General features: G+C 59.5%; 17 protein-coding genes and 4 tRNA genes. 8 read left to right on the forward strand and 13 right to left on the reverse strand.

The features are described from left to right. Positions 1-7: 7 nt before the first annotated feature. From lpxK to ACA049_RS22620, 4 genes are all read right to left on the reverse strand, one after another. Positions 8-1,018: a tetraacyldisaccharide 4'-kinase gene (gene lpxK / locus ACA049_RS22605; protein ID WP_497329983.1), complete on the reverse strand. Its 1,011-nt coding sequence runs from the start codon at positions 1,016-1,018 to the stop codon at positions 8-10. Beyond that, positions 1,018-1,449 carry a flagellar polar localization protein PocB gene (gene pocB, locus ACA049_RS22610; RefSeq protein ID WP_109633873.1) on the reverse strand — a complete coding sequence of 144 codons (432 nt, stop codon included), beginning with the start codon at positions 1,447-1,449 and terminating at the stop codon, positions 1,018-1,020. Before pocB ends, lpxK begins: the two co-directional genes overlap by 1 nt. After that, entirely contained in the window at positions 1,446-2,081 is a 636-nt protein-coding gene (gene pocA / locus ACA049_RS22615; protein WP_162556235.1) for a flagellar polar localization protein PocA, read from the reverse strand. Before pocA ends, pocB begins: the two co-directional genes overlap by 4 nt. Before the next feature lie 98 nt (positions 2,082-2,179). Further along, positions 2,180-4,414 (reverse strand): DNA internalization-related competence protein ComEC/Rec2, encoded by a 2,235-nt coding sequence (locus ACA049_RS22620; protein ID WP_497329985.1) that lies wholly within the window; start codon positions 4,412-4,414, stop codon positions 2,180-2,182. A gap of 135 nt (positions 4,415-4,549) precedes the next feature. Between ACA049_RS22620 and ACA049_RS22625 the strand changes: the two genes are divergently transcribed. After that, a complete protein-coding gene (locus ACA049_RS22625; protein ID WP_497312986.1) occupies positions 4,550-5,068 on the forward strand; it encodes a DUF2062 domain-containing protein in 519 nt (172 codons plus the stop codon). Positions 5,069-5,212: 144 nt separating this feature from the next. Here ACA049_RS22625 and ACA049_RS22630 read toward each other — a convergent pair whose 3' ends face one another. From ACA049_RS22630 to ACA049_RS22645, 4 genes are all read right to left on the reverse strand, one after another. Continuing rightward, a complete protein-coding gene (locus tag ACA049_RS22630; protein WP_497329987.1) occupies positions 5,213-5,992 on the reverse strand; it encodes an ABC transporter permease in 780 nt (259 codons plus the stop codon). Beyond that, positions 5,989-6,921, reverse strand: a complete 933-nt coding sequence (locus tag ACA049_RS22635) for an ABC transporter ATP-binding protein (protein WP_162437993.1) — start codon at positions 6,919-6,921, stop codon at positions 5,989-5,991. Before ACA049_RS22635 ends, ACA049_RS22630 begins: the two co-directional genes overlap by 4 nt. 133 nt (positions 6,922-7,054) lie before the next feature. Continuing rightward, positions 7,055-7,678: a glutathione S-transferase family protein gene (locus ACA049_RS22640; protein ID WP_497329989.1), complete on the reverse strand. Its 624-nt coding sequence runs from the start codon at positions 7,676-7,678 to the stop codon at positions 7,055-7,057. Positions 7,679-7,721: 43 nt separating this feature from the next. Beyond that, positions 7,722-8,381: a transglutaminase-like domain-containing protein gene (locus ACA049_RS22645; RefSeq protein WP_497329991.1), complete on the reverse strand. Its 660-nt coding sequence runs from the start codon at positions 8,379-8,381 to the stop codon at positions 7,722-7,724. Between the two features lie 248 nt (positions 8,382-8,629). On the opposite strand from ACA049_RS22645, the gene ACA049_RS22650 reads away from it, so the two are divergent. Further along, the gene (locus ACA049_RS22650; RefSeq protein ID WP_497329993.1) at positions 8,630-11,077 is read left to right on the forward strand and encodes an acyl-CoA dehydrogenase; all 2,448 of its coding nucleotides are present in this window, start codon (positions 8,630-8,632) and stop codon (positions 11,075-11,077) included. Between the two features lie 65 nt (positions 11,078-11,142). Beyond that, positions 11,143-11,550, forward strand: a complete 408-nt coding sequence (locus ACA049_RS22655) for a PA2817 family protein (RefSeq protein ID WP_010461909.1) — start codon at positions 11,143-11,145, stop codon at positions 11,548-11,550. Positions 11,551-11,714: 164 nt separating this feature from the next. On the opposite strand, the gene ACA049_RS22660 is transcribed toward ACA049_RS22655, so the two are convergent. Next, positions 11,715-12,704, reverse strand: a complete 990-nt coding sequence (locus ACA049_RS22660; RefSeq protein ID WP_497329995.1) for a LysR family transcriptional regulator — start codon at positions 12,702-12,704, stop codon at positions 11,715-11,717. Between the two features lie 90 nt (positions 12,705-12,794). On the opposite strand from ACA049_RS22660, the gene ACA049_RS22665 reads away from it, so the two are divergent. The 4 genes from ACA049_RS22665 (at position 12,795) to ACA049_RS22680 (ending at position 16,861) form a co-directional block, all read left to right on the forward strand. Next, complete coding sequence (locus tag ACA049_RS22665) at positions 12,795-13,421, forward strand: alanyl-tRNA editing protein (protein WP_497329997.1); 627 nt, start codon at positions 12,795-12,797, stop codon at positions 13,419-13,421. A gap of 93 nt (positions 13,422-13,514) precedes the next feature. After that, positions 13,515-14,285: a 2OG-Fe(II) oxygenase gene (locus ACA049_RS22670; protein ID WP_497329999.1), complete on the forward strand. Its 771-nt coding sequence runs from the start codon at positions 13,515-13,517 to the stop codon at positions 14,283-14,285. A 1-nt stretch (position 14,286) separates the two neighbouring features. Then, positions 14,287-14,925 (forward strand): LysE family translocator, encoded by a 639-nt coding sequence (locus tag ACA049_RS22675; RefSeq protein WP_497330001.1) that lies wholly within the window; start codon positions 14,287-14,289, stop codon positions 14,923-14,925. A 196-nt stretch (positions 14,926-15,121) separates the two neighbouring features. After that, a complete protein-coding gene (locus tag ACA049_RS22680; protein ID WP_497330003.1) occupies positions 15,122-16,861 on the forward strand; it encodes a dipeptidase in 1,740 nt (579 codons plus the stop codon). 149 nt (positions 16,862-17,010) lie between these two features. On the opposite strand, the gene ACA049_RS22685 is transcribed toward ACA049_RS22680, so the two are convergent. The 4 genes from ACA049_RS22685 to ACA049_RS22700 form a co-directional block, all read right to left on the reverse strand. After that, positions 17,011-17,086, reverse strand: a tRNA-Gly gene (locus tag ACA049_RS22685). A 3-nt stretch (positions 17,087-17,089) separates the two neighbouring features. After that, positions 17,090-17,165 (reverse strand) — tRNA-Glu (locus ACA049_RS22690). 105 nt (positions 17,166-17,270) lie between these two features. Next, positions 17,271-17,346, reverse strand: a tRNA-Gly gene (locus tag ACA049_RS22695). 2 nt (positions 17,347-17,348) lie between these two features. After that, a tRNA-Glu gene (locus ACA049_RS22700) sits at positions 17,349-17,424 on the reverse strand. Between the two features lie 378 nt (positions 17,425-17,802). Between ACA049_RS22700 and ACA049_RS22705 the strand changes: the two genes are divergently transcribed. Further along, entirely contained in the window at positions 17,803-18,573 is a 771-nt protein-coding gene (locus ACA049_RS22705) for a hypothetical protein (protein WP_497330005.1), read from the forward strand. Positions 18,574-19,202 lie beyond the last annotated feature (629 nt).

The raw sequence follows: 19,202 nt of genomic DNA on the forward strand, positions 1-19,202 counted from the left end.
AACGGAGTTAAGGCAAAAGACGAGCCGGCAACAGGCGCATCAGCTGCGTATCGAACCAGGCCACAAAGGCCGGCGATGGCGCAGCATCGACCGCCAGGTACCACCAATCGGCGGCGGCGAAGGCACGGCACTTCACCGCGTCCTTTTCGGTCATAACCAACGGCAATGACGGTGTGAAATTCAAGGCCTGCACGCTGTATTCGGCGTGGTCGGCAAACGCATGCGGCACTGGCTGCCAGTGTAGCGTTTCGAGGGTCGTGAAGAAACGCTGCGGATTGCCGATCCCGGCCACGGCGTGCAACGCCTGACCTGCGGGGAAGTGGTCGAGGGGACGACGTTCATCGCTTTGCAGGTTGATGAGTTCGGTGGGTTGTAACTGGAAGGCAAAACCGTCTTCGCGATCATCGACGGCGCCGTTGTACAGCACCGCATCGACGCTTTGCAGGCGTTCAATTGGTTCACGCAAGGGGCCGGCCGGCAGGCAGCGTTTATTACCCAGGCCTCGGGCGGCGTCGATCAACACCAGTTCCAGGTCTCGGGCCAGGCGGTAATGCTGCATGCCGTCATCGGAAAGGATCAGGTCCAGCGGCTCGCTCGCCAGCAGCGCTTTGACGGCGCTGCTGCGATCAGGGTCAATCATCAACGGCACGCCGGTGCGCTGGACGATCAACAGCGGTTCATCGCCGGCAATGTCCGCGCTCTGATCCGCTTCGACGCGCCACGGCAATTGCGGCGGTTTGGCGCCGTAACCCCGGCTGACCACGCCGACCCGCAAACCGCTGCGCTGGCAGTGCTGGATCATCCACAGAATCAGCGGTGTCTTGCCGGTGCCGCCGACGGTGATGTTGCCGACCACAATCAGCGGCACGGGCGGCTGATAGATCTCGCCCTCGCCCGCCAGAAAGCGCTTGCGCTTGTTCATGACCACGCGCCGATACAGCCACTCCAGCGGCTGTAACAGCTTCAGGGCCGGATGACCTTGGTACCACGCGGCGAGCAAGCGATCGGACATGGCCATCAGGGCGCGGGCGGTGCCGCTTCGACCGTGGTCATGCGCAAGTGGCTGAAACCCAGCTTGCCGGCGGCGTCCATGGCGGTGATGACCGACTGATGCTGAGTCTTGCCATCAGCGCTGATCGACAGCGGCAGGTTGGTGTCGCCATTGGATTCTTTCTGCAACGCGTCCATCAACGTGGCCAGGTCGTTCTTCGGCAATACCTGATTGTTCACCGAGAACGCGCCTTCGGCACTGATGGCCACGTCCAGGTGTTTGACCTGCTGGTCTTCGGCAGGCGAGCCGCTGACCGCTTCCGGCAGATCGACGCGCAACTGGGTTTCACGGGTAAACGTAGTGGTGACCACGAAAAACAGCAGCAGGATAAACACTACGTCGATCAGCGACGCGAGGTTGATGTCTACCGTTTCCCGCGGTTTGCGGCGGAATTTCACGCTTTGCCCTCGGCCAGGTCCACATCACGGTCGCCCTGCACCACTTCGACCAGTTTGATCGCTTCCTGCTCCATGCCCACCACCAGCTCATCGATCCGGCGTTGCAGGAATCGGTGAAAGAACACTGCCGGAATACCAACCATCAGGCCGGCGGCCGTGGTGATCAGCGCCTTGGAAATACCGCCCGCCAGCACCGCGGCATTGGTGCCCATGCCCGTGCCCATGAACGCACTGAAAATATCGATCATGCCCAGCACCGTACCCAGCAAGCCCAACAACGGGGCCATCGCGGCGATGGTGCCCAACGCATTGATGTAGCGCTCGAGTTCATGAATCACCCGCGCGGCGGCTTCTTCAATGCACTCTTTCATGATCTCGCGACCATGTTTGGAGTTGGCAAGGCCCGCCGCGAGGATTTCGCCCAACGGTGAGTTGGCGCGCAGTTCCTTGAGTTTTTCCTTATTGAGCTGCTTGTCCTTGATCCACACCCAGACCTGCCCGAGCAGATGCTCCGGGGTCACACGGCTGGCTCGCAGGGTCCAGAGACGCTCGGCGACGATCGCCATGGCCGCGATGGAACTCAAAATGATCGGCAGCATCATCCAGCCGCCGGATTTGACCAATTCCCACACAGTGACAGTCCCCTCGAAAAAGTGCGCCACTCTAACATAGGGGCCGGATGCACCGAAGACCGTGATGTCGCATCCGGTCGGGCTTTCATAACTTGCGGTTATGGATCGGACGGTGGCGGATCGCGCCAGAAACGCCGTTCCAGACGCATCGTCCATGGCGGCTTGAAGCGTCCCAGTTGCAGACGAATGGCGCCGTGGGCGGCACTGTCGTAGATCGCCATCCCGCGTTTTTGATAGCGCGCCATGACCGTGGGGTGCGGGTGACCAAAGGAATTGCCCTGGCCACGGGAAATCAGCACAGCCCTGGGTTGCAACGCCGTGAGCAGTGCCATCGAGGAAGAACTGCGGCTGCCGTGGTGCGGCGATTGCAGCCAATCGGTCGGCGCGGCCAGCGGGCTGTCGAGCAATGCCCGTTCGGCAGCGGTGTCGATGTCACCGGTCAACAGCAATCGCTCGCCATTGGCTTCGACCTGCAAGACACAGGATTTTTGATTGCTGTCGTGGGCCGACGTCCATTGCCAGAGCTGAAAGTTCACACCGTCCCAGTTCCATTGCCGGCCGCTTTCACAGCCCTCGGCGCGCAATTCGGCTGGCAGTGCCTTGGGATCGCCGCTCAAGACCTGCGCCACCGGCAATCCGTTGGCAACCGCGCGGGCGCCGCCGGCATGATCGGCGTCAGCGTGGCTGATGAGCATCAGGTCGATCCCGGTCACGCCCAGTTTGCGCAATGTCGGCAGGACCACCCGCTCACCGAGGTCGAAATCTCCGAAACGTGGCCCGGTGTCATACAACACCGTGTGATGACGGGTGCGCACGAGGATGGCCAGGCCTTGGCCGACGTCCAGTTGCCAGACTTCGGCGACGCCTTCCGGAAGCATCGGGCGAGGTGGAAAAACCAGCAACAGCAGCAACGGCCAACCCAACGGGCGCAACGGCACACCTGCAGGCAGTAATAGAAGAAAGGTCCCCAGCATGCCGAGCGCCCAAATCCACACTGGTACCGCGACCGGCACCCAGACGGGCAATCGCCCGGCCATCAATGCCAGCCCCTTGAACAACAGGTCGATCAGACCGCCCGCCAACCACAGCAATCCCTCGCCCACATAGGGGATGGGCAATAACAACGTCCCGAGCAAGGCTGGCGGCAATACCACCAGACTGACCCAGGGCACCGCCAGCAAATTGGCCACCGGCCCGCTGACGCTGATCGGCAACCCGAGGATCAACAGCAACGGGCACAGTCCGATCGCAATCAGCCATTGCGCACGGGTCCAGGTTTGCCACCAGCGCCAAGGGCCCAGCCGTCCACCGAAGGTGAAGATCAACACCGCCACCGCCGCAAACGACAACCAGAACCCCGGTTGTAGGCTTGCCAGCGGGTCGAGCAATAAAACGCCGTTGAGCGCCAGCAACAGCGGCCACCAGGCACCGAGATGACGAAACCGCAGCCGCCACAACAGCACCAGTCCGATCATCACGCAGGCCCGGCGTACCGGCACCTCGAAACCGGCCAGCAACCCGTAACCCAGCGCAGCAGCAAACGCCAGCCCGCAGGCCCATGGCAGCCAGGGTAAACGGCTTGGCCACAGACCATAGCGCGCCAACCCTGCGATCAGCAGATACACCAGCCCCGCCAGCAGCCCGATGTGCTGCCCGGAAATCACCAACAGATGCACGGTGCCGGTGGCTTGCAGCACCTGCCAATCCTCACGACTCAACCCGCCACCGTCGCCAAGCACCAACGCCGTCAGCGCCCCCGTCCGGCCTTGGGCATCTACCGCCTGCAACCGCTGGCGAATGCTGTCACGCCAGGCCCATTGGGCGGCGGCCAGCCGCAGGCCATCCTTGACCGTCCCGGTAGCGCCGATGCGTTGGGCCAGCAGCCAGGCGTCATAGTCGAAGGCATGCGGGTTGAGCAGCCCGGCCGGTCGCTTCAATTTGACTGCCAGTCTCCAGCGTTCGCCGCTGTTGACGGGCGGCCCGTCATACCAGGCGAGACGCAGATGCCGGGGCAGCCGGGTGCTTCGGGACTGACTGTCAGTCAGCTCGAAGCGCACCACACCTTCGGTATTCTGCGGCAAGCCCGTTACCCGACCTTCGACCCAGCGAGTCTCGCCATCGAGCTTCAGCGGCAGGCGATCATCCAGCGCCCATTGCGCACTCGCGCATGCCCAACTGAAGCCGAACAGGAAAAACGCCAACGGGTAAGTCCGAAACGGCAACAGCATCAAACCCACAACCGGCAGCAACATCCATAACCAGACCGGCGGTAAAACCGGTAAAAAACGCAGGGCCAGCAGACCCAACGCCAGCGCCATCATCCCTGTGCGCATACGCCCGTCCTTGAGAGTCCCACCCTAGGCATAGCTGGCCGATCGCACGCGCACGGTTATTAATTGTCACAAAGTCTGAATGGGCGGTTCATAGAATCCAGACATACTTGCCGCCTTAACCGACCGAGAAGCCTTATGCCCCGGCGCTTATTCAAACGTTACATGCCAGACCCGACCAGCATCAGGGAACACAAATCCTTACGCTTTCTCGGCACCCTGCTGCATGACCCGAACCTCTGGCACCTCAACCGTCATTCCGTCGCACGGGCCATGGCGGTGGGGTTGTTCGCTGCATTCCTGCCCATTCCGTTGCAGATGCTGGTCGCGGCCATCCTTGCGATCGTGGTGCGGGGCAACATGCCTATTGCGGTCAGCCTGGTCTGGCTGACCAACCCGATCACCATGCCTGCGGTGTTCTTCTGCACTTATCAGACGGGGGCATGGTTGATGGATGTGCCGGCCAGGCATTTGCCGGACGAGCTGACCTGGGAGTGGATCAGCGGCGAGCTGTCCACTTTGTGGCAGCCGTTTTTGCTGGGGTCGGTGGTGACGGGGCTGGTGCTGGGCGCCCTCGCCTATTGCCTGGTGATGATGTATTGGCGCTGGTGGGTGAGCCGGCAGTGGAAGCGGCGCAAGAAAAACCGGATGCAGTAGATGCAAAAACGGCCTCCAATTGGAGGCCGTTTGTTTTTGTGGTGTCTGAGCTGACGCCTTCGCGGGCAAGCCTCGCTCCTACAGGTCTGATAGTGCCCTGTAGGAGCGAGGCTTGCCCGCGATTGAAGGCGACGCGGTCTTACTTTAGGTACGCATCCCGCGCCCACTCACCAGCAGCCGCGCACAACCGATGTACAACACAACCGTCGCCACCAGCATGAAGGTAATCGCCACGCTGATCTTGATGTCCGAAACACCAAGAATGCCGTAACGGAAGGCGTTGACCATGTGCAGCACCGGGTTCGCCAGGGACACGGTCTGCCAGAACGGTGGCAGCAAGGAGATCGAGTAGAACACCCCGCCCAGGTACGTCAGCGGTGTCAGCACGAAGGTCGGGATGATCGAGATGTCATCGAAGTTGCGCGCAAACACCGCGTTGATGAAGCCCAGCAACGAGAAGATCGTCGCCGTCAGCACCACCACCAGAATGGTCACGCCCAGGTGATGTACCTGCAACTGGGTGAAGAAAAGCGACAGCAGGGTCACGATGAGCCCGACCATCAACCCGCGCAGCACGCCGCCCAAGGTGTAGCCGATCAGAATCGTATGGGGTGAAACCGGCGAGACCATCAATTCCTCGATGGAGCGCTGGAACTTGCTGCCGAAGAAACTCGACACCACGTTGCCATAGGAGTTGGTGATCACCGACATCATGATCAGGCCCGGCACGATGTATTCCATATAGGTGAAACCACCCATATCACCGATCTGCCTGCCGATCAGGTTACCGAAGATCACGAAGTACAGGACCATGGTGATGGCCGGCGGCAGCAGGGTCTGCGGCCAGATCCGGGTAAAGCGCTTCACCTCGCGGTAAACGATGGTGTTGAGGGCTACCAGGTTGGGTTGCAGCTCGGAACTCATACCGCCACCTTCGACAGATTTTTCTCCACCAGGGACACGAACAACTCCTCGAGGCGATTGGTTTTGTTACGCAGGCTCAGCACTTCGATGTTCTGCTGCGCCAACTGGGTGAACAACGCGGTGATGCCCATGGCCTTATCGACCTGGACTTCAAGGGTGTGACTGTCGAGCAGCTTGGTCGGGTAACCGAGCAACTGTGGCGCGACGTTCAGCGTGTTCTTGAGGTCGAGCAGGAAGGTTTCCACATGCAGCTGGCCGAGCAGCTGTTTCATGCTGGTGTTCTCGACAATGGTGCCGTGGTCGATGATGCCGATGTTGCGGCACAACTGCTCAGCCTCTTCCAGGTAATGGGTGGTAAGGATGATGGTGATGCCTTTCTGGTTCAGCTCGGTGAGAAAGGTCCACATCGAGCGACGCAATTCGATGTCCACACCCGCGGTCGGTTCGTCGAGGATCAGCAGGCGCGGTTCGTGAACCAGTGCGCGGGCGATCATCAGTCGACGCTTCATGCCGCCGGAGAGCGAACGCGACGGCACATCGCGCTTGTCCCACAGCCCGAGCTGGGTCAGATACTGTTCGGCGCGTTCCTTGGCGATCTTCGGCGGAATGCCGTAGTAACCGGCCTGGGTCACGACGATGTCGAAGGTTTTTTCGAACTGGTTGAAGTTGAATTCCTGGGGCACCACGCCGATGGAGCGCTTGAGCTGCGCAGGATTCTTGTCCAGGTCGTGACCGAAGATATTCACGGTGCCGCTGGTCTTGTTCACCAGGGTCGAGAGAATGCCGATGGTCGTGGATTTGCCGGCACCATTAGGGCCGAGCAAGGCGAAAAAGTCACCTTCGGCGACGTCCAGATCGATACCACTCAGGGCCTGGAAACCGTTGCCGTAGGTTTTGGTTAGCTGCCGGATGGACAGAGCGGAACTCATATCGGATTTACGCACCAAGAAGGGAAGAAAGGGATAACTATGGGCGGGCGGCGACCAATACAACCGCGGCGCGTGAGCGCAATGGTGCTTGTCGCCGCCACACAAGTACAGTCAAGTGTGTCGATAGTGAGTATTAAGTCAACGCGGTCATAACGGCTTTTTTATACGCCGGACGCTGTTTGAGTCGTGCGTACCAGGCTTCAAGATGGGGCTGCGGCGCGCGCTCGATCGGCATCTCGAACCAGGCATAAATGAAACTGCCTAGGGGGATGTCGCCCATGCCGATTTCGTCGCCGGACAGGTAGGGTTTGGCCGCCAACGCCTGGTCGGCCGTCGCTAGCAGCTCATTGCATTCCTTGATCGCTGCGTTGATGGCGGGCCAGTCCTGCTTGTCCTTGGGCGTGCGCAACACGCCCCAGAACACGGTGCGGAACGGACCGGAAAAACTTGAGGTGGCCCAATCCATCCACTTGTCAGCGGCGGCACGCGCCTTCAAATCCGCCGGATACCAGGCAGTGCCGTCGGCGTGGCTGGCCATCAAGTAACGCACGATGGCGTTCGATTCCCAGAGCACGAAGCCGTCGTCTTCAATCACCGGCACCCGGCCATTGGGATTCATCGCACGATACTGCGGCGTATCGACTACACCAAAGGCCCCGCCCGCATCGATGGCTTCATAGGCCAGACCCAACTCCTCGGCGGCCCACAATGGCTTTCTGACATTCGACGAATTTTTCCGACCCCAGATTTTCAGCATGACCGCCTCTTTATGGATGAATGCGCAGGCAGCATACGCTGGATCAGGCGCGGCTCAAATCACTCTGCATGTCACCCAGCAACGCCGGCAATGTGTCGCTGAACAGATGCGGGTAGCACTTTTCCAGGTGCTCGAAAAAGAACGTTTCAGGCACGTCGGTGAACTGGCCGTGGTCGACCAGGTACTCCATCAACTGCTCGCCGTCGCGGTTGAAGGGATGGAAAACGCTGTCGTTGATCCCGTCGAATTCCAGCGGCGCGACATTGAACAGTTCGCACAGTTGCTGGTTGAAGGCCGGCGTCGCCTTGACCCAGCGACCGTTTAGAAACAGCTCCGTATAGCCGTGCATGGCAAACACGTCGCTCTTGAGCAACTCAAGCAAACGCGGGGTCGACAGGTGATTGCGTACGTCTGCCAGACCGATCCGAGCAGGGATCCCGCAATGGCGTGCGGCACCGGCCAGCAGCGTGGCCTTGGGCACGCAATAGCTCTCGCCGGCCGCCAATGCATAACTGCCGCGCAACGTATCCGGGTCGCGACTGAAGGTGTAGGGGTTATAGCGCACGGCTTCGCGCACCGCGTAATAGAGGTTGATCGCCTGCTCAAGCGGATTGCGACTGGCGCCCCGATGTTTTTCGGCGAACTCCACCACCGAGGGGTGGTCACTATCGATGAAGCGGCCGGGATTCAGATACTCGTGCATGAGAACAATCTCCTGGGGAAGCCACGAGTCTAGCGACACCCTCAGCACAGAGATAACGACGTTTCGGCCAAACATGGGCGTATAGCCGCGTAGGAAACGAACGATTTCCCGGGCGTGTTGCCAACCCAACCTACAAAACTCATCGGTGGTTTCCCACGAATTCAATCACCTCGCTCCGACCACCCTGTTTTGCGGATGCCGTCTAAGCTCTGAAGGTTGGTTTTGCCCTGGTTCACGGAGGATTAAATATGCTGCTGTTGTGGATACTGGTTCTAGTTGTCGGGATAGCTTATTTAGCCCACCGTCGCATCGCCCCCCTGCCCGCCCTGTGCATCGTCGCTGTCTATATTGTCGCGATGGGTGCCTTCAGCCGTGCGCCAGGCTGGCTGCTGCTGGTTTTCTGGGTGTTGATCGCAGCCGTCGCGGCGCCGTTGTTGCTGCCCGACCTGCGCCGCAAATTCTTCAGCGCGCCGCTGTTCAGCTGGTTCCAGAAAACCCTGCCGCCGATGTCTCAAACCGAACGCGATGCAATCGACGCCGGCACGGTGTGGTGGGACGGCGAACTGTTCAGCGGTCGCCCGGACTGGAACAAGCTGCTGTCCTATCCAAAAGCGCAACTGAGTGAAGAAGAACAGGCCTTTATCGACGGTCCGACCGAAGAACTCTGTGCCATGGTCACCGACTGGCAGATCGGGCAAGACATGGACCTGCCGCCTGAAGCCTGGACTCACATCAAGGAAAACGGCTTCTTTGCGCTGATCATTCCCAAGGAATTTGGCGGCAAGGGCTTCTCGGCCTATGCCCACTCTCAGGTAGCGATGAAACTGGCGACCCGCAGTGGCGACCTCGCGTCCACCGTGATGGTCCCCAACTCGCTTGGCCCCGCTGAACTGCTCCTGCATTACGGTACCGACGAACAACGTAACCATTACCTGCCACGACTGGCCCGCGGTGACGATATCCCGTGTTTCGCCCTGACCGGTCCGCTGGCGGGCTCCGATGCCGGCGCGATGCCCGACACCGGAGTCATCTGCAAAGGTGAATGGGAAGGCAAGGAAACCCTTGGCCTGCGCCTGAACTGGGAAAAGCGCTACATCACGCTGGGCCCGGTAGCCACCCTCCTCGGCCTGGCCTTCAAGGCCTATGACCCGGACCATTTGCTGGGCGACAAGGAAGACCTGGGCATCAGCCTGGCGCTGATCCCGACCGACACCGCCGGTGTTGAAATCGGCCGTCGTCACCTGCCGCTGGGTGCTGCCTTCATGAATGGCCCGAACTCAGGCAAGGACGTCTTCGTGCCGCTAGACTTCCTCATCGGCGGTCAGGAAATGCTCGGCAAGGGCTGGATGATGCTGATGAACTGCCTGTCGGTCGGGCGTTCGATTTCCCTGCCCGCGGTCGGCACCGGCGCAGCCAAGTTCACCAGCCTGGTGACAGGTCAGTACGCGCAGGTTCGCGAGCAGTTCAACGTTCCACTGTCGGCCTTCGAAGGTATCCAGGAAGCCATGGCGCGCATCGGCGGCAACGCCTGGATGATGGACGCCGCCCGAATGCTCACCGCCAACGCAGTGGACCTTGGCGAAAAACCGTCGGTGCTGTCGGCGATTCTCAAGTATCACCTCACCGAACGCGGTCGCGAGTGCATCAGCCACGCCATGGATGTTCATGGCGGCAAGGCGATCATCATGGGGCCGAACAACTACCTCGGTCGCAGCTGGAATGGCGCCCCCATCTTCATCACCGTGGAAGGCGCGAACATTCTCTCGCGCAACCTGATGATCTTCGGTCAGGGCGCCATTCGCTGCCATCCGTTCGTGCTGAAAGAAATGGCCCTCGCCAGTCGTGAGGACAAGGATCAGGCACTCACCGAGTTCGATGGCCTGCTGCTCAAGCACGTCGGTTTCGCCGTGAGCAATGCCGCCAGCACGCTGGTGCTGAACCTCGGCTTCGGGCACTTCGAACACGCACCCGGGAACAAGCTCAGTCAGGGTTATTTCCGCGCACTCAATCGTCAGGCCGCCGCGTTCGCCATGCTCGCCGACCTCAGCATGATGCTGCTGGGCGGTGAACTGAAACGTCGCGAACGCCTGTCGGCGCGTCTTGGGGATGTACTCAGCAACATGTACCTCGCCTCCGCTGCGCTCAAGCGTTACCACGACCTCGATTCGCCGGAACACATGGCGCCGCTGTTTACCTGGGCCATGGAAGAAAGCCTTGGCCAGTCGGAACGTGCGCTGGATGAGTTGCTGAGCAACTTCCCGAACAAGGTGCTGGGTTGCCTGCTGCGGGTGATCGTGTTCCCGTTCGGCCGTCGTCACAAAGGGCCATCGGACAAACTTGGCGCCGAAGTCGCCGCCGTGATTGGCCGCGCCAAGGGCGATCCAACCCTCGAAGAGCTGCTCGGCGGTTGCTACCGTCCGCAATCGGCGGACGACGCGGTCGGTGCCCTGCAACATGCCTGCAACCTGTTGAGCGCGGCGCAGCCGTTGCAGAAAAAACTGCACGTGGCGCTCAAAAGTGGTCAGGTCAAACCGACGGCCGGCGAACACGTCATCGATGCGGCGCTGGAGGCCGGCGTGTTGCAAGCAGTGGAAGCGCAGACCCTGCGTGAAGCCGAAACAGCGCGGCGCAAGGTGATTGATGTCGATGATTTCGACAAAGACGAACTCGCGCTGGCCGACGGAAAGGTCCGCTGATCCTGTAAAAAGGGGCGTGGGGGCTTTATACTCCCGCGCCCGTTTTGCTCTTGAGGACTTATCTCGTGTCCAACGTCGTTGCCGATCATCTTGTCTTGCTCGACCACCTGCGCAGCATACTGGTCGCCGTAGGTGAGGCCGAACAGGTTCCCGAAGAAAGCCATGCCTTGTTTCTGGAGCGTTTCGACGAACTGCGTGCATTGCTGCCGGTCGACCCGATCGAAAGCCAATACCTGGGCCAGGACATTCTGTGCCAGGTAATCACCCGCTACCCGCAAATTGCCCACCTGGTCCCGCGCGACCTGCTGTGGTACTTCGCCGGCGACTGCCTGCATTACATGCCCGATGATGAAATCGACTTGTACCAGGCACTGGAAGAACGTCGCTTCGAAGCCGAACAGAACGACGAACCGTTCGACTGGAATCAGGAAAAACAGCTGCTGGCGATGTCGAACGACGAGCCGAAGCACTGATTCCCGGCTGGAAATGCTAAAGGCCCGCATGGTTATTCATGCGGGCCTTTTTTTTGTAGCATTTCCGAGGACGCCTTCGCGGGCAAGCCTCGCTCCTACAGGTTGTCCGCGATCCCTGTAGGAGCGAGCGGTGCGGCGATCCGACTTGCCCGCGAAGGCGTCCCTTAAAGCAACCCATCACTCTCGGGCAACTCATATTCCGCCGCGACCTTACCCAGCTTCCCCGGCTTGCTCAGGGTCGGCTCCTTCTCCAGGCACTCCACCAGATAATCAATAAACACCCGCAACTTCGGCGGTAAATAGCGTGTCGGCGAATGCAGCAACCAGGCGCCGCCGTGGTAGGACGCAAGGAAGGTCCAGTCCGGCAACACCTGCACAATCAACCCCTGTTCCAGCGCATAACGCGCCGTGAAATACGGCAGGCTGCCAATCCCGATGTGCTGCAACACTGCGCCCAGTCGCACGCCCGTGTGATTCGCCGCATACCGGCCGCGGACACCGACCGTCACAGCCTTGGTGCCTTTCTTGAATTTCCAGCGCGCATCGCTCGGGGTTTCGCCCAGGTAGATGCAGCTGTGGTTGAGCAAGTCATGGGGATGCGTCGGCGTGCCATGTTCGGCCAGGTATTGCGGCGTAGCGCAGAGCAAATGGTCGATGGTCAGCAATTGCCGCCCGACCAACCCGGCGGGTGGTCGATCGGTGATACGGATCGCCAGATCAACGTGGTCGTCGATCAGGTCCACCTGCCGGTCCTCAAGCAACAGTTCCACATCCACTTTGGGATAACGGCGCAGAAATTCCGGCATATGCGGGTGAATCACAAATCGACCGACCGCCTTGGGCACGCTGACCCTTATCAGCCCTTCCGCTTCATGGGTGAACTGCCCGCTGATTTCCATCACCGACTTGGCCGCACTGACCATCTCCTGGCAGCGCTTGAACACCTCTTCGCCACCGTCACTCAAGCGCAGTTTGCGCGTGGTTCGCTGCAGTAAACGCGTGGCCAGCGCCTTTTCCAGACGAGAAATGCTGCGACTCACCGCCGAGGGTGAAGACCCCAGCTGGCGGGCCGCTTCGGAAAAGCTGCCGGTCTCGACAACCTTGACGAAGATCGCCATTTCACCCAGCAACGGCAGTGGAAGATTTATGCTCACAGCGCAACAGTCCTTTGATGTTTGAACGGATTATCACGCAATTCCACGCTTCATATAATAAAAACAGAAACTTTAATGAGGACATGGAATATGACGCTTCGCCTCTTTTTCCATAGTGATGACCTCAAGGCCAATGTGGAAGTCCTGGATTGCACGCCCCAGGAGAACGAGTTTGCGGTGGTGCTGCGCGCCACCTTGTTTCACCCTCAAGGTGGCGGTCAGCCTTGCGATACCGGCTGGATCGGCGAAAGCCAGGTCCTGCGCGTGGTGCAGGACCCGGACCGGATCATTCATTTTGTCGACCAACCGGTGAAGCTCGGCATGACGCAGATTCGGGTTGACGAGCAACGTCGCCAGTTCAATTCGCGCATGCATTCGGCCGGTCACCTGATCGGCCATTTTGTCCAGGCGCTAGGCTGGATGCCGATCAAGGCTCATCACTGGCCGGGCGAAGGACGCGTGCAATTCAAACCGGCAGAGTCGGCAAAAGAGGTCGAGGCCGAGATGATTCAGCACGCCATCGAGCAATGGGTTGCCCAGGATCTGCCACGTCTGACGTCGATGCGCGAAGGCGCCCGGGAAATTGGTTTCGGTGAACTGCCCGCCTACGGCTGCGGCGGCACCCATGTACGTAGCCTGAAGGATTTGGGCACGGTCACGATCGCTTCCCTTTCACTGAAAAAGGGAACGCTGTCAGTCCACTACAGCGTGGATTGAGCTTTCGGGCGATGGCGTCCCCGTCATCGCCTGACGCCCGGGGGAGCCCGCGTTCGCGGGTTCTGTTGACTATCTGATAGATGGACCTAAGACATGATGCTTGACGTCGAGCGTCTCGATGAGACGTGCATAAAAAAACTGGCCAACGAAGAAGTCCTCGCCATCCGCGTCAAAGGCCTGCTGCCCCAGCCGCTGGCGATTCAGATTGGCGACAAGATCCTCGCTCCGGGTTTCGAAGGCTATATCAATGCGCCGAGCATCGGTCGCATCGGCATGGCGTTTTATGAGGCGGAAAACCAGCCGCTGCTGATCGAAGATTATTTCGAGCATGCCTCGCGCAACATCGCGGAGTTGCGTAAACGATGCGCCCCCTACTCGTCCCCGGTCGACACCCTGCGCTGCATGCTCGATGAGTCCTGGCCGGCAGGTGCGCATCTGGAGAATCTCTACGGACGCAAAATGTATGTCGGGCTGTCCCGCGTGGTGAAACCGGGTGTGTGCTTCCTCGCCCATCACGACATTTTCGCCAAGGACGCCCCCGACAGTTACCAGGCCAGAAGCCTGGAAGCGCAGTTCGCCTGCAATGTTTACCTGAACATGCCGACCGAGGGCGGCGCGCTGCAGATGTGGGACCACGACATTTCTCCGGATCAATTCGATGAAATGCGTGGCGACAGCTACGGCATCGACCCGGCCCTGCTCGGCACTCCGACCCTGGAGATTCGTCCTGAGCCGGGGGATTTCATCATGTTCAATTCGCGCTGCATGCACTCGGTAACGCCGGGCGTGGCGGATCCGCGGTTGAGCCTTTCGTTCTTTGTCGGCTATCGCGGCAATGCTTCACCCCTTACTTTCTGGAGTTGAAATGCTTTCGAATTACCTGGGCGAGTTCCTGGCGCTGGCGACCATTCACTTTCTGGCTGTAGTTGCACCGGGACCGGACTTCGCGGTCACCATCCGCCAGAGTGTGCGTTTCGGCCGACTGGTCGGGATCTGCACGGCCCTGGGCATCGGTGCGGGGATTTCCGTGCATGTGCTTTACACCCTGCTTGGCGTCGGCGCGTTGATGCACACGACGCCCTGGTTGTTGACCGTGGCCAAGGTGGTGGGCGGCGCTTACATTTTGTACCTCGGTGTCAGCTTGCTGCGCAGTAAACCCAAGTCGGTGCTTGAAGGTGAAAAAGTCAGCGATGAGCCGGTCGTCGAGCAAACGCTGCTGAAGGCGTTCACCACCGGTTTTCTGACCAACGCGACCAACCCCAAGGCAACGCTGTTTTTCCTGGCGATTTTCACCACGATCATCAGCGCCACCACACCCTTGAAGATCCAGGCGCTGTATGGGGTGTGGATGTGTTTTGTGAACGCGCTGTGGTTTGTGATCGTCGCGTTGTTCTTTTCCAGCGCCCGGGTGCGATTGCTGTTCATGCGCATGGGGCATTGGTTCGAACGCACCATGGGGGTGATTCTGATCCTGTTCGCCGGACGCCTGATCCTGTCGATGTAAAACCACCTGAAACGCAAAAGGCCCGTTCAGTCAGACTGACGGGCCTTTTTCATTTCTGCGCCGCTTTCGCATTTCTGTGCGACAGATCCCACTTCAGGGCTCCCGCAACACTCCGTTACAGTGTTAGGTTGGAAACGTTTCTGTCTTATCGATCAGAAACTTCTCACAAACTGCCTGCAAAGGAATGCCCTCAGCAATGAATTTCTCACTCAAGCACCTGGCTGCGTCAACCCTGATTCTGGCCAGCCTTTCGTCGTTCACCCTGACAGCGCACGCCAACATCACGCAGCAACAGAGCGCGGCGATCCTCAAAACCTTCAGTGACAAATCGGTTACGGATTTCAGGCAGTTCCTGGGAGGTCTGGCCAAGAGCGACCTCGGCAAAACCGCCAAGCTCGGCCCGGCCATCAGCGCCTTCCTCGACAACAAGACCCTTACGCCAGAACAGCAGAACGAAATCCATCGCCTGCTTGGCCTCTACGCACGGGTTAAATACGGCGCCGCTGCCACCGAGACCTTGCGCGAGCTGGTGGCCATCCCGACTTTCCGCGTGGACGGCGTTGACCAGCACGACAATCCCGAATTCATCAAGATCGCCGAGAAGATCAAGGGTCTGGCCCAGGGGTTCAACCTGAACTTCCGCAACATCGACAATCGCGTCTATGAAATCTCCCTTGAAGGCAGCAGCGATGAAGTCGTGGGCATTCATGCGCATGCCGACGTAGTGCCGGTGACGCCGGAGAACTGGGTCCTGAAAGACGGCACCAAACTCGATCCGTTCAAGGTCACCCTGATCGGTGACCGCATGTATGGCCGCGGCACCGAGGATGACAAGAACGGCATCGTGGTGGCGCTTTATGCAATGAAGATCATCAAGGAAGAGAAGCTGCCACTGGCGCGAAATTTCAAGCTGCTGGTCGACACCACTGAAGAAACCACCGGCGACGCCATCCCTTATTACTTCGAACACAACCCGACGCCCAACTACAACCTGGCGCTGGATGGTGGCTACCCGGTGGTGATTGCCGAGAAAGGCTATGGCACCGTGATGGCCAACTTTGCCAAGCGCAAGGCTGAGGGCACGGGCGCCGAAATCATCTCGATGACCGGCGGCATGGCCACCAACCAGATTCCGTCGACATCGGTCGTCACCCTTTTGACTGAGAAACCTGCTGAATTGGCCGCCAGCCTGCAGAAGGCCGGCGCCGATTATGCCAAAAGCAATGGCGGCAACTTCGACGTCACCGCCAAGGTCGATGGCATGGACGTCAAGCTGACGGTCACCGGCGTTTCCGCCCACTCCTCCGAGCCAGAGTCCGGCGTCAACCCGGTGGCTAGAATGTTGGTTTTCATCAATAGACTGGACGGCAAGGTCGCGCTCAAGCACAACCACATCACCGACGCCGCCCGTTATGCGGCGGACAACTGGGGCCTGGATTACCTGGGTGGCAAATTGGGGGTTGGTTTTTCCGATGCCTTCATGGGACCGCTGACCGCTTCCCTGACCTATGTCGCCATGGATGACAAAACCTTCAAGCTCGCGGTCAACCTGCGGGTGCCGAAGGGCAAGTCCCCGGAAACCCTCAAGGCCGAAATCGCCGACAAGCTGGACGCCTGGAGCAAGAAGACCGACGTTGCGGTGGCCTTCGACTACTCGATCGCCGAACCGATGTACCGCAATCCAGAAGGTGAATGGGTCAAGGCCTTGCTCGCCGTGGCCAGCGAAAACCTGGGCATGGAACACAAGTACGGCACCTCCGCTGGCGCCACCTCGGTGCACGAACTGCCTAATGGCGTGCAATTCGGCCTGGCCCGACCTGAGGTCAAGTACACAGGCCATACCGACAATGAGTTCAAGACGGTCGACCAGTTCCTGCTGGACCTGCAGATCGTGACGGAGATGATGGGGCGCATCGGGCAGTTGCCGAAACTCTGATCGCTTTGTCGGGCCCGCTGTTCTGGCGGGTCCGATGCGTTCATCGTCTAGATTCCAGCACCCACAAAAAAAGGACCTTGAGGTCCTTTTTTATGGATCACGCACAAACAAAAACGCCGCTCATTGCTGAGCGGCGTTTTCGTTAAATATGGAGCGGGAAACGAGACTCGAACTCGCGACCCCGACCTTGGCAAGGTCGTGCTCTACCAACTGAGCTATTCCCGCAAATGGCGTCCCCTAGGGGACTCGAACCCCTGTTACCGCCGTGAAAGGGCGGTGTCCTAGGCCACTAGACGAAGGGGACACGCTAACTGAAACACATGGTGTGTATTTCAGTGCCCAAATCCGCATCCGAAGATGTCGGCTCTGGCTTCACTCAGCCCTGCCCGAAAGCAACGCTGCTTAAAATTGGAGCGGGAAACGAGACTCGAACTCGCGACCCCGACCTTGGCAAGGTCGTGCTCTACCAACTGAGCTATTCCCGCATTGGCGTCCCCTAGGGGACTCGAACCCCTGTTACCGCCGTGAAAGGGCGGTGTCCTAGGCCACTAGACGAAGGGGACACACGTACAACATTCACTTCCTACCGCGTTTCGCTGTGTGCTTTACGCTGTAAGTGGCGCGCATTCTATGGATGGATTGAAGGGTCGTCAACCCCCAGATATAAATTTATTTAAATCAATGACTTCGCCCCGCTTTCAGCAGGTATTCCGGCTTTTCCGCCTGTTGACCTTTGGCGACTATATTCTGGCAACCACCAAGACGTTATAGTCCGCCGCCGAAGATGATGGCAATGTGATCCACCTTTGCCAGCATTTATATATGTCGAACCACGGCCGATATAAAGACAGCCACAACCGATTCAACTCGTCGAGCGGCCCTATGCGCCCAAATGCCAAGCCACTACACTCGATCGCGAACCCTATAAAGAGGTCTTACCGGTGACACCACTCATGATCACCCTGCTAGTCGTAGCCGGGATCGCACTATTGATCGCCATTGGCTACATGAACCATGTGGTGGAAAACAACAAGCTGGAAAAGGCCCGTACCAAGGTTGAACTCAACGACCGCTTGCGTCGCTGCGGCGAAATCACCGAGACCTTCCCCGGCCAGCTGATGACACCGGCGCTCAAACTGCTGTTGACCCGTCTGGAACTCAACGTCTGCCAGCGTTTGCTTAACCTGGAAAAAACCAGCTCCAACCTCAGGGCGCGGATCACCGAACTGGAAGCCCTGGCCGCTCAGGGTGAATCGATCCCGGTCAACAACCCGCCGGCACCGATCCAGACCGAAGCCAAGGCCAAGGACGTGCGTTTCCTGCTCGAAGCCCTGCACGGCCAAATCACCCGCGCAGCGCAGGACGGCTACCTGCCGACCAACGAAGCCAAGCGCTGGATCCGCGAAGTGCGCCACATTCTGGTGCTGCTGCACATCGAGTTCTTCAACAACCTCGGCCAGCACTGCCTGCAACAAAACCAGCCAGGCCAGGCCCGCCTCGCCTTCGAACGCGGCGTGCAATACCTGCGTAAACAGCAGGAACCGCAGGTCTACGCCGAACAGCTCGAATACCTGGAAAAACTCCTGGCCCGCGCCAACGCCATGGTGATGGACAACATCGCTGCCGTTGAAAGCGAGACCAACCAGTTGAACGCCGGCCTCAAGGAAGTAGAAGCTGATGCGGACTGGAAGAAAAAAGTGATCTACGACTGATCAGGAGAGCAAAAAGAAGCCACCGCGAGGTGGTTTTTTTTTGAGTTGGATTTGGTGGGTGAGTACTGCCGGGGAAGATGGGTTGGCTGGCAGGCCGCCATCGCCGGCAGGCCAGCTCTCACAAGGGGATGAGTACATCTGAGAGAGATTGGTCGGCTGGCGGGCCGCCAAGGTCAAGGTCAAGATCAAAAGATCGCAGCCTCGTTGCACTCGACAGCTCCTACAGGGGCGGTGAACACCCGAAGCTTTTCACCACTCAACAGGCCGAGCGTTAGCTCGCCTGCAGCTCTTGATCTTGATCTGCCCGCCCTATATCGGGAGGCTGAGTGGAGGTGTTCATCCGGGGAGTGGCGCGCAGCGCCGTTCGACGCAGTCGAACACGCTGCATGCAGGTCGTCGCGAAGCAGACCGTAGGGCAGTGTCCCCGGATGGATACCGGAGCGAAGGAACGCCGAGCCTTAGCGAGGGGCCGGACGCTTGGGGCGAAGACCTTTGCTTCCTTTGGGGCGTTTGCCAAAGGGAGTCGCTGTAAGAGCGAAACCGCAAGCCGCCGTTACCGCAGAAATGGATATGTACACCTGAAAGAACATGGTCGGCTATCAGGCCGCCTTCGCGGGCAAGCCTCGCTC

The organism is Pseudomonas sp. LBUM1662 (assembly GCF_059695915.1).

Excerpts from the sequence above, each read along its gene's own strand:
- ACA049_RS22670 (WP_497329999.1), top strand. The coding sequence starts at position 13,515 with ATGATGCTTGACGTCGAGCGTCTCGATGAGACGTGCATAAAAAAACTG.
- ACA049_RS22665 (WP_497329997.1), top strand. The coding sequence starts at position 12,795 with ATGACGCTTCGCCTCTTTTTCCATAGTGATGACCTCAAGGCCAATGTG.
- ACA049_RS22680 (WP_497330003.1), top strand. The coding sequence starts at position 15,122 with ATGAATTTCTCACTCAAGCACCTGGCTGCGTCAACCCTGATTCTGGCC.
- ACA049_RS22635 (WP_162437993.1), bottom strand. The coding sequence starts at position 6,921 with ATGAGTTCCGCTCTGTCCATCCGGCAGCTAACCAAAACCTACGGCAAC.
- ACA049_RS22640 (WP_497329989.1), bottom strand. The coding sequence starts at position 7,678 with ATGCTGAAAATCTGGGGTCGGAAAAATTCGTCGAATGTCAGAAAGCCA.
- ACA049_RS22675 (WP_497330001.1), top strand. The coding sequence starts at position 14,287 with ATGCTTTCGAATTACCTGGGCGAGTTCCTGGCGCTGGCGACCATTCAC.
- ACA049_RS22620 (WP_497329985.1), bottom strand. The coding sequence starts at position 4,414 with ATGCGCACAGGGATGATGGCGCTGGCGTTGGGTCTGCTGGCCCTGCGT.
- ACA049_RS22650 (WP_497329993.1), top strand. The coding sequence starts at position 8,630 with ATGCTGCTGTTGTGGATACTGGTTCTAGTTGTCGGGATAGCTTATTTA.
- ACA049_RS22645 (WP_497329991.1), bottom strand. The coding sequence starts at position 8,381 with ATGCACGAGTATCTGAATCCCGGCCGCTTCATCGATAGTGACCACCCC.
- ACA049_RS22625 (WP_497312986.1), top strand. The coding sequence starts at position 4,550 with ATGCCCCGGCGCTTATTCAAACGTTACATGCCAGACCCGACCAGCATC.
- ACA049_RS22630 (WP_497329987.1), bottom strand. The coding sequence starts at position 5,992 with ATGAGTTCCGAGCTGCAACCCAACCTGGTAGCCCTCAACACCATCGTT.
- lpxK (WP_497329983.1), bottom strand. The coding sequence starts at position 1,018 with ATGGCCATGTCCGATCGCTTGCTCGCCGCGTGGTACCAAGGTCATCCG.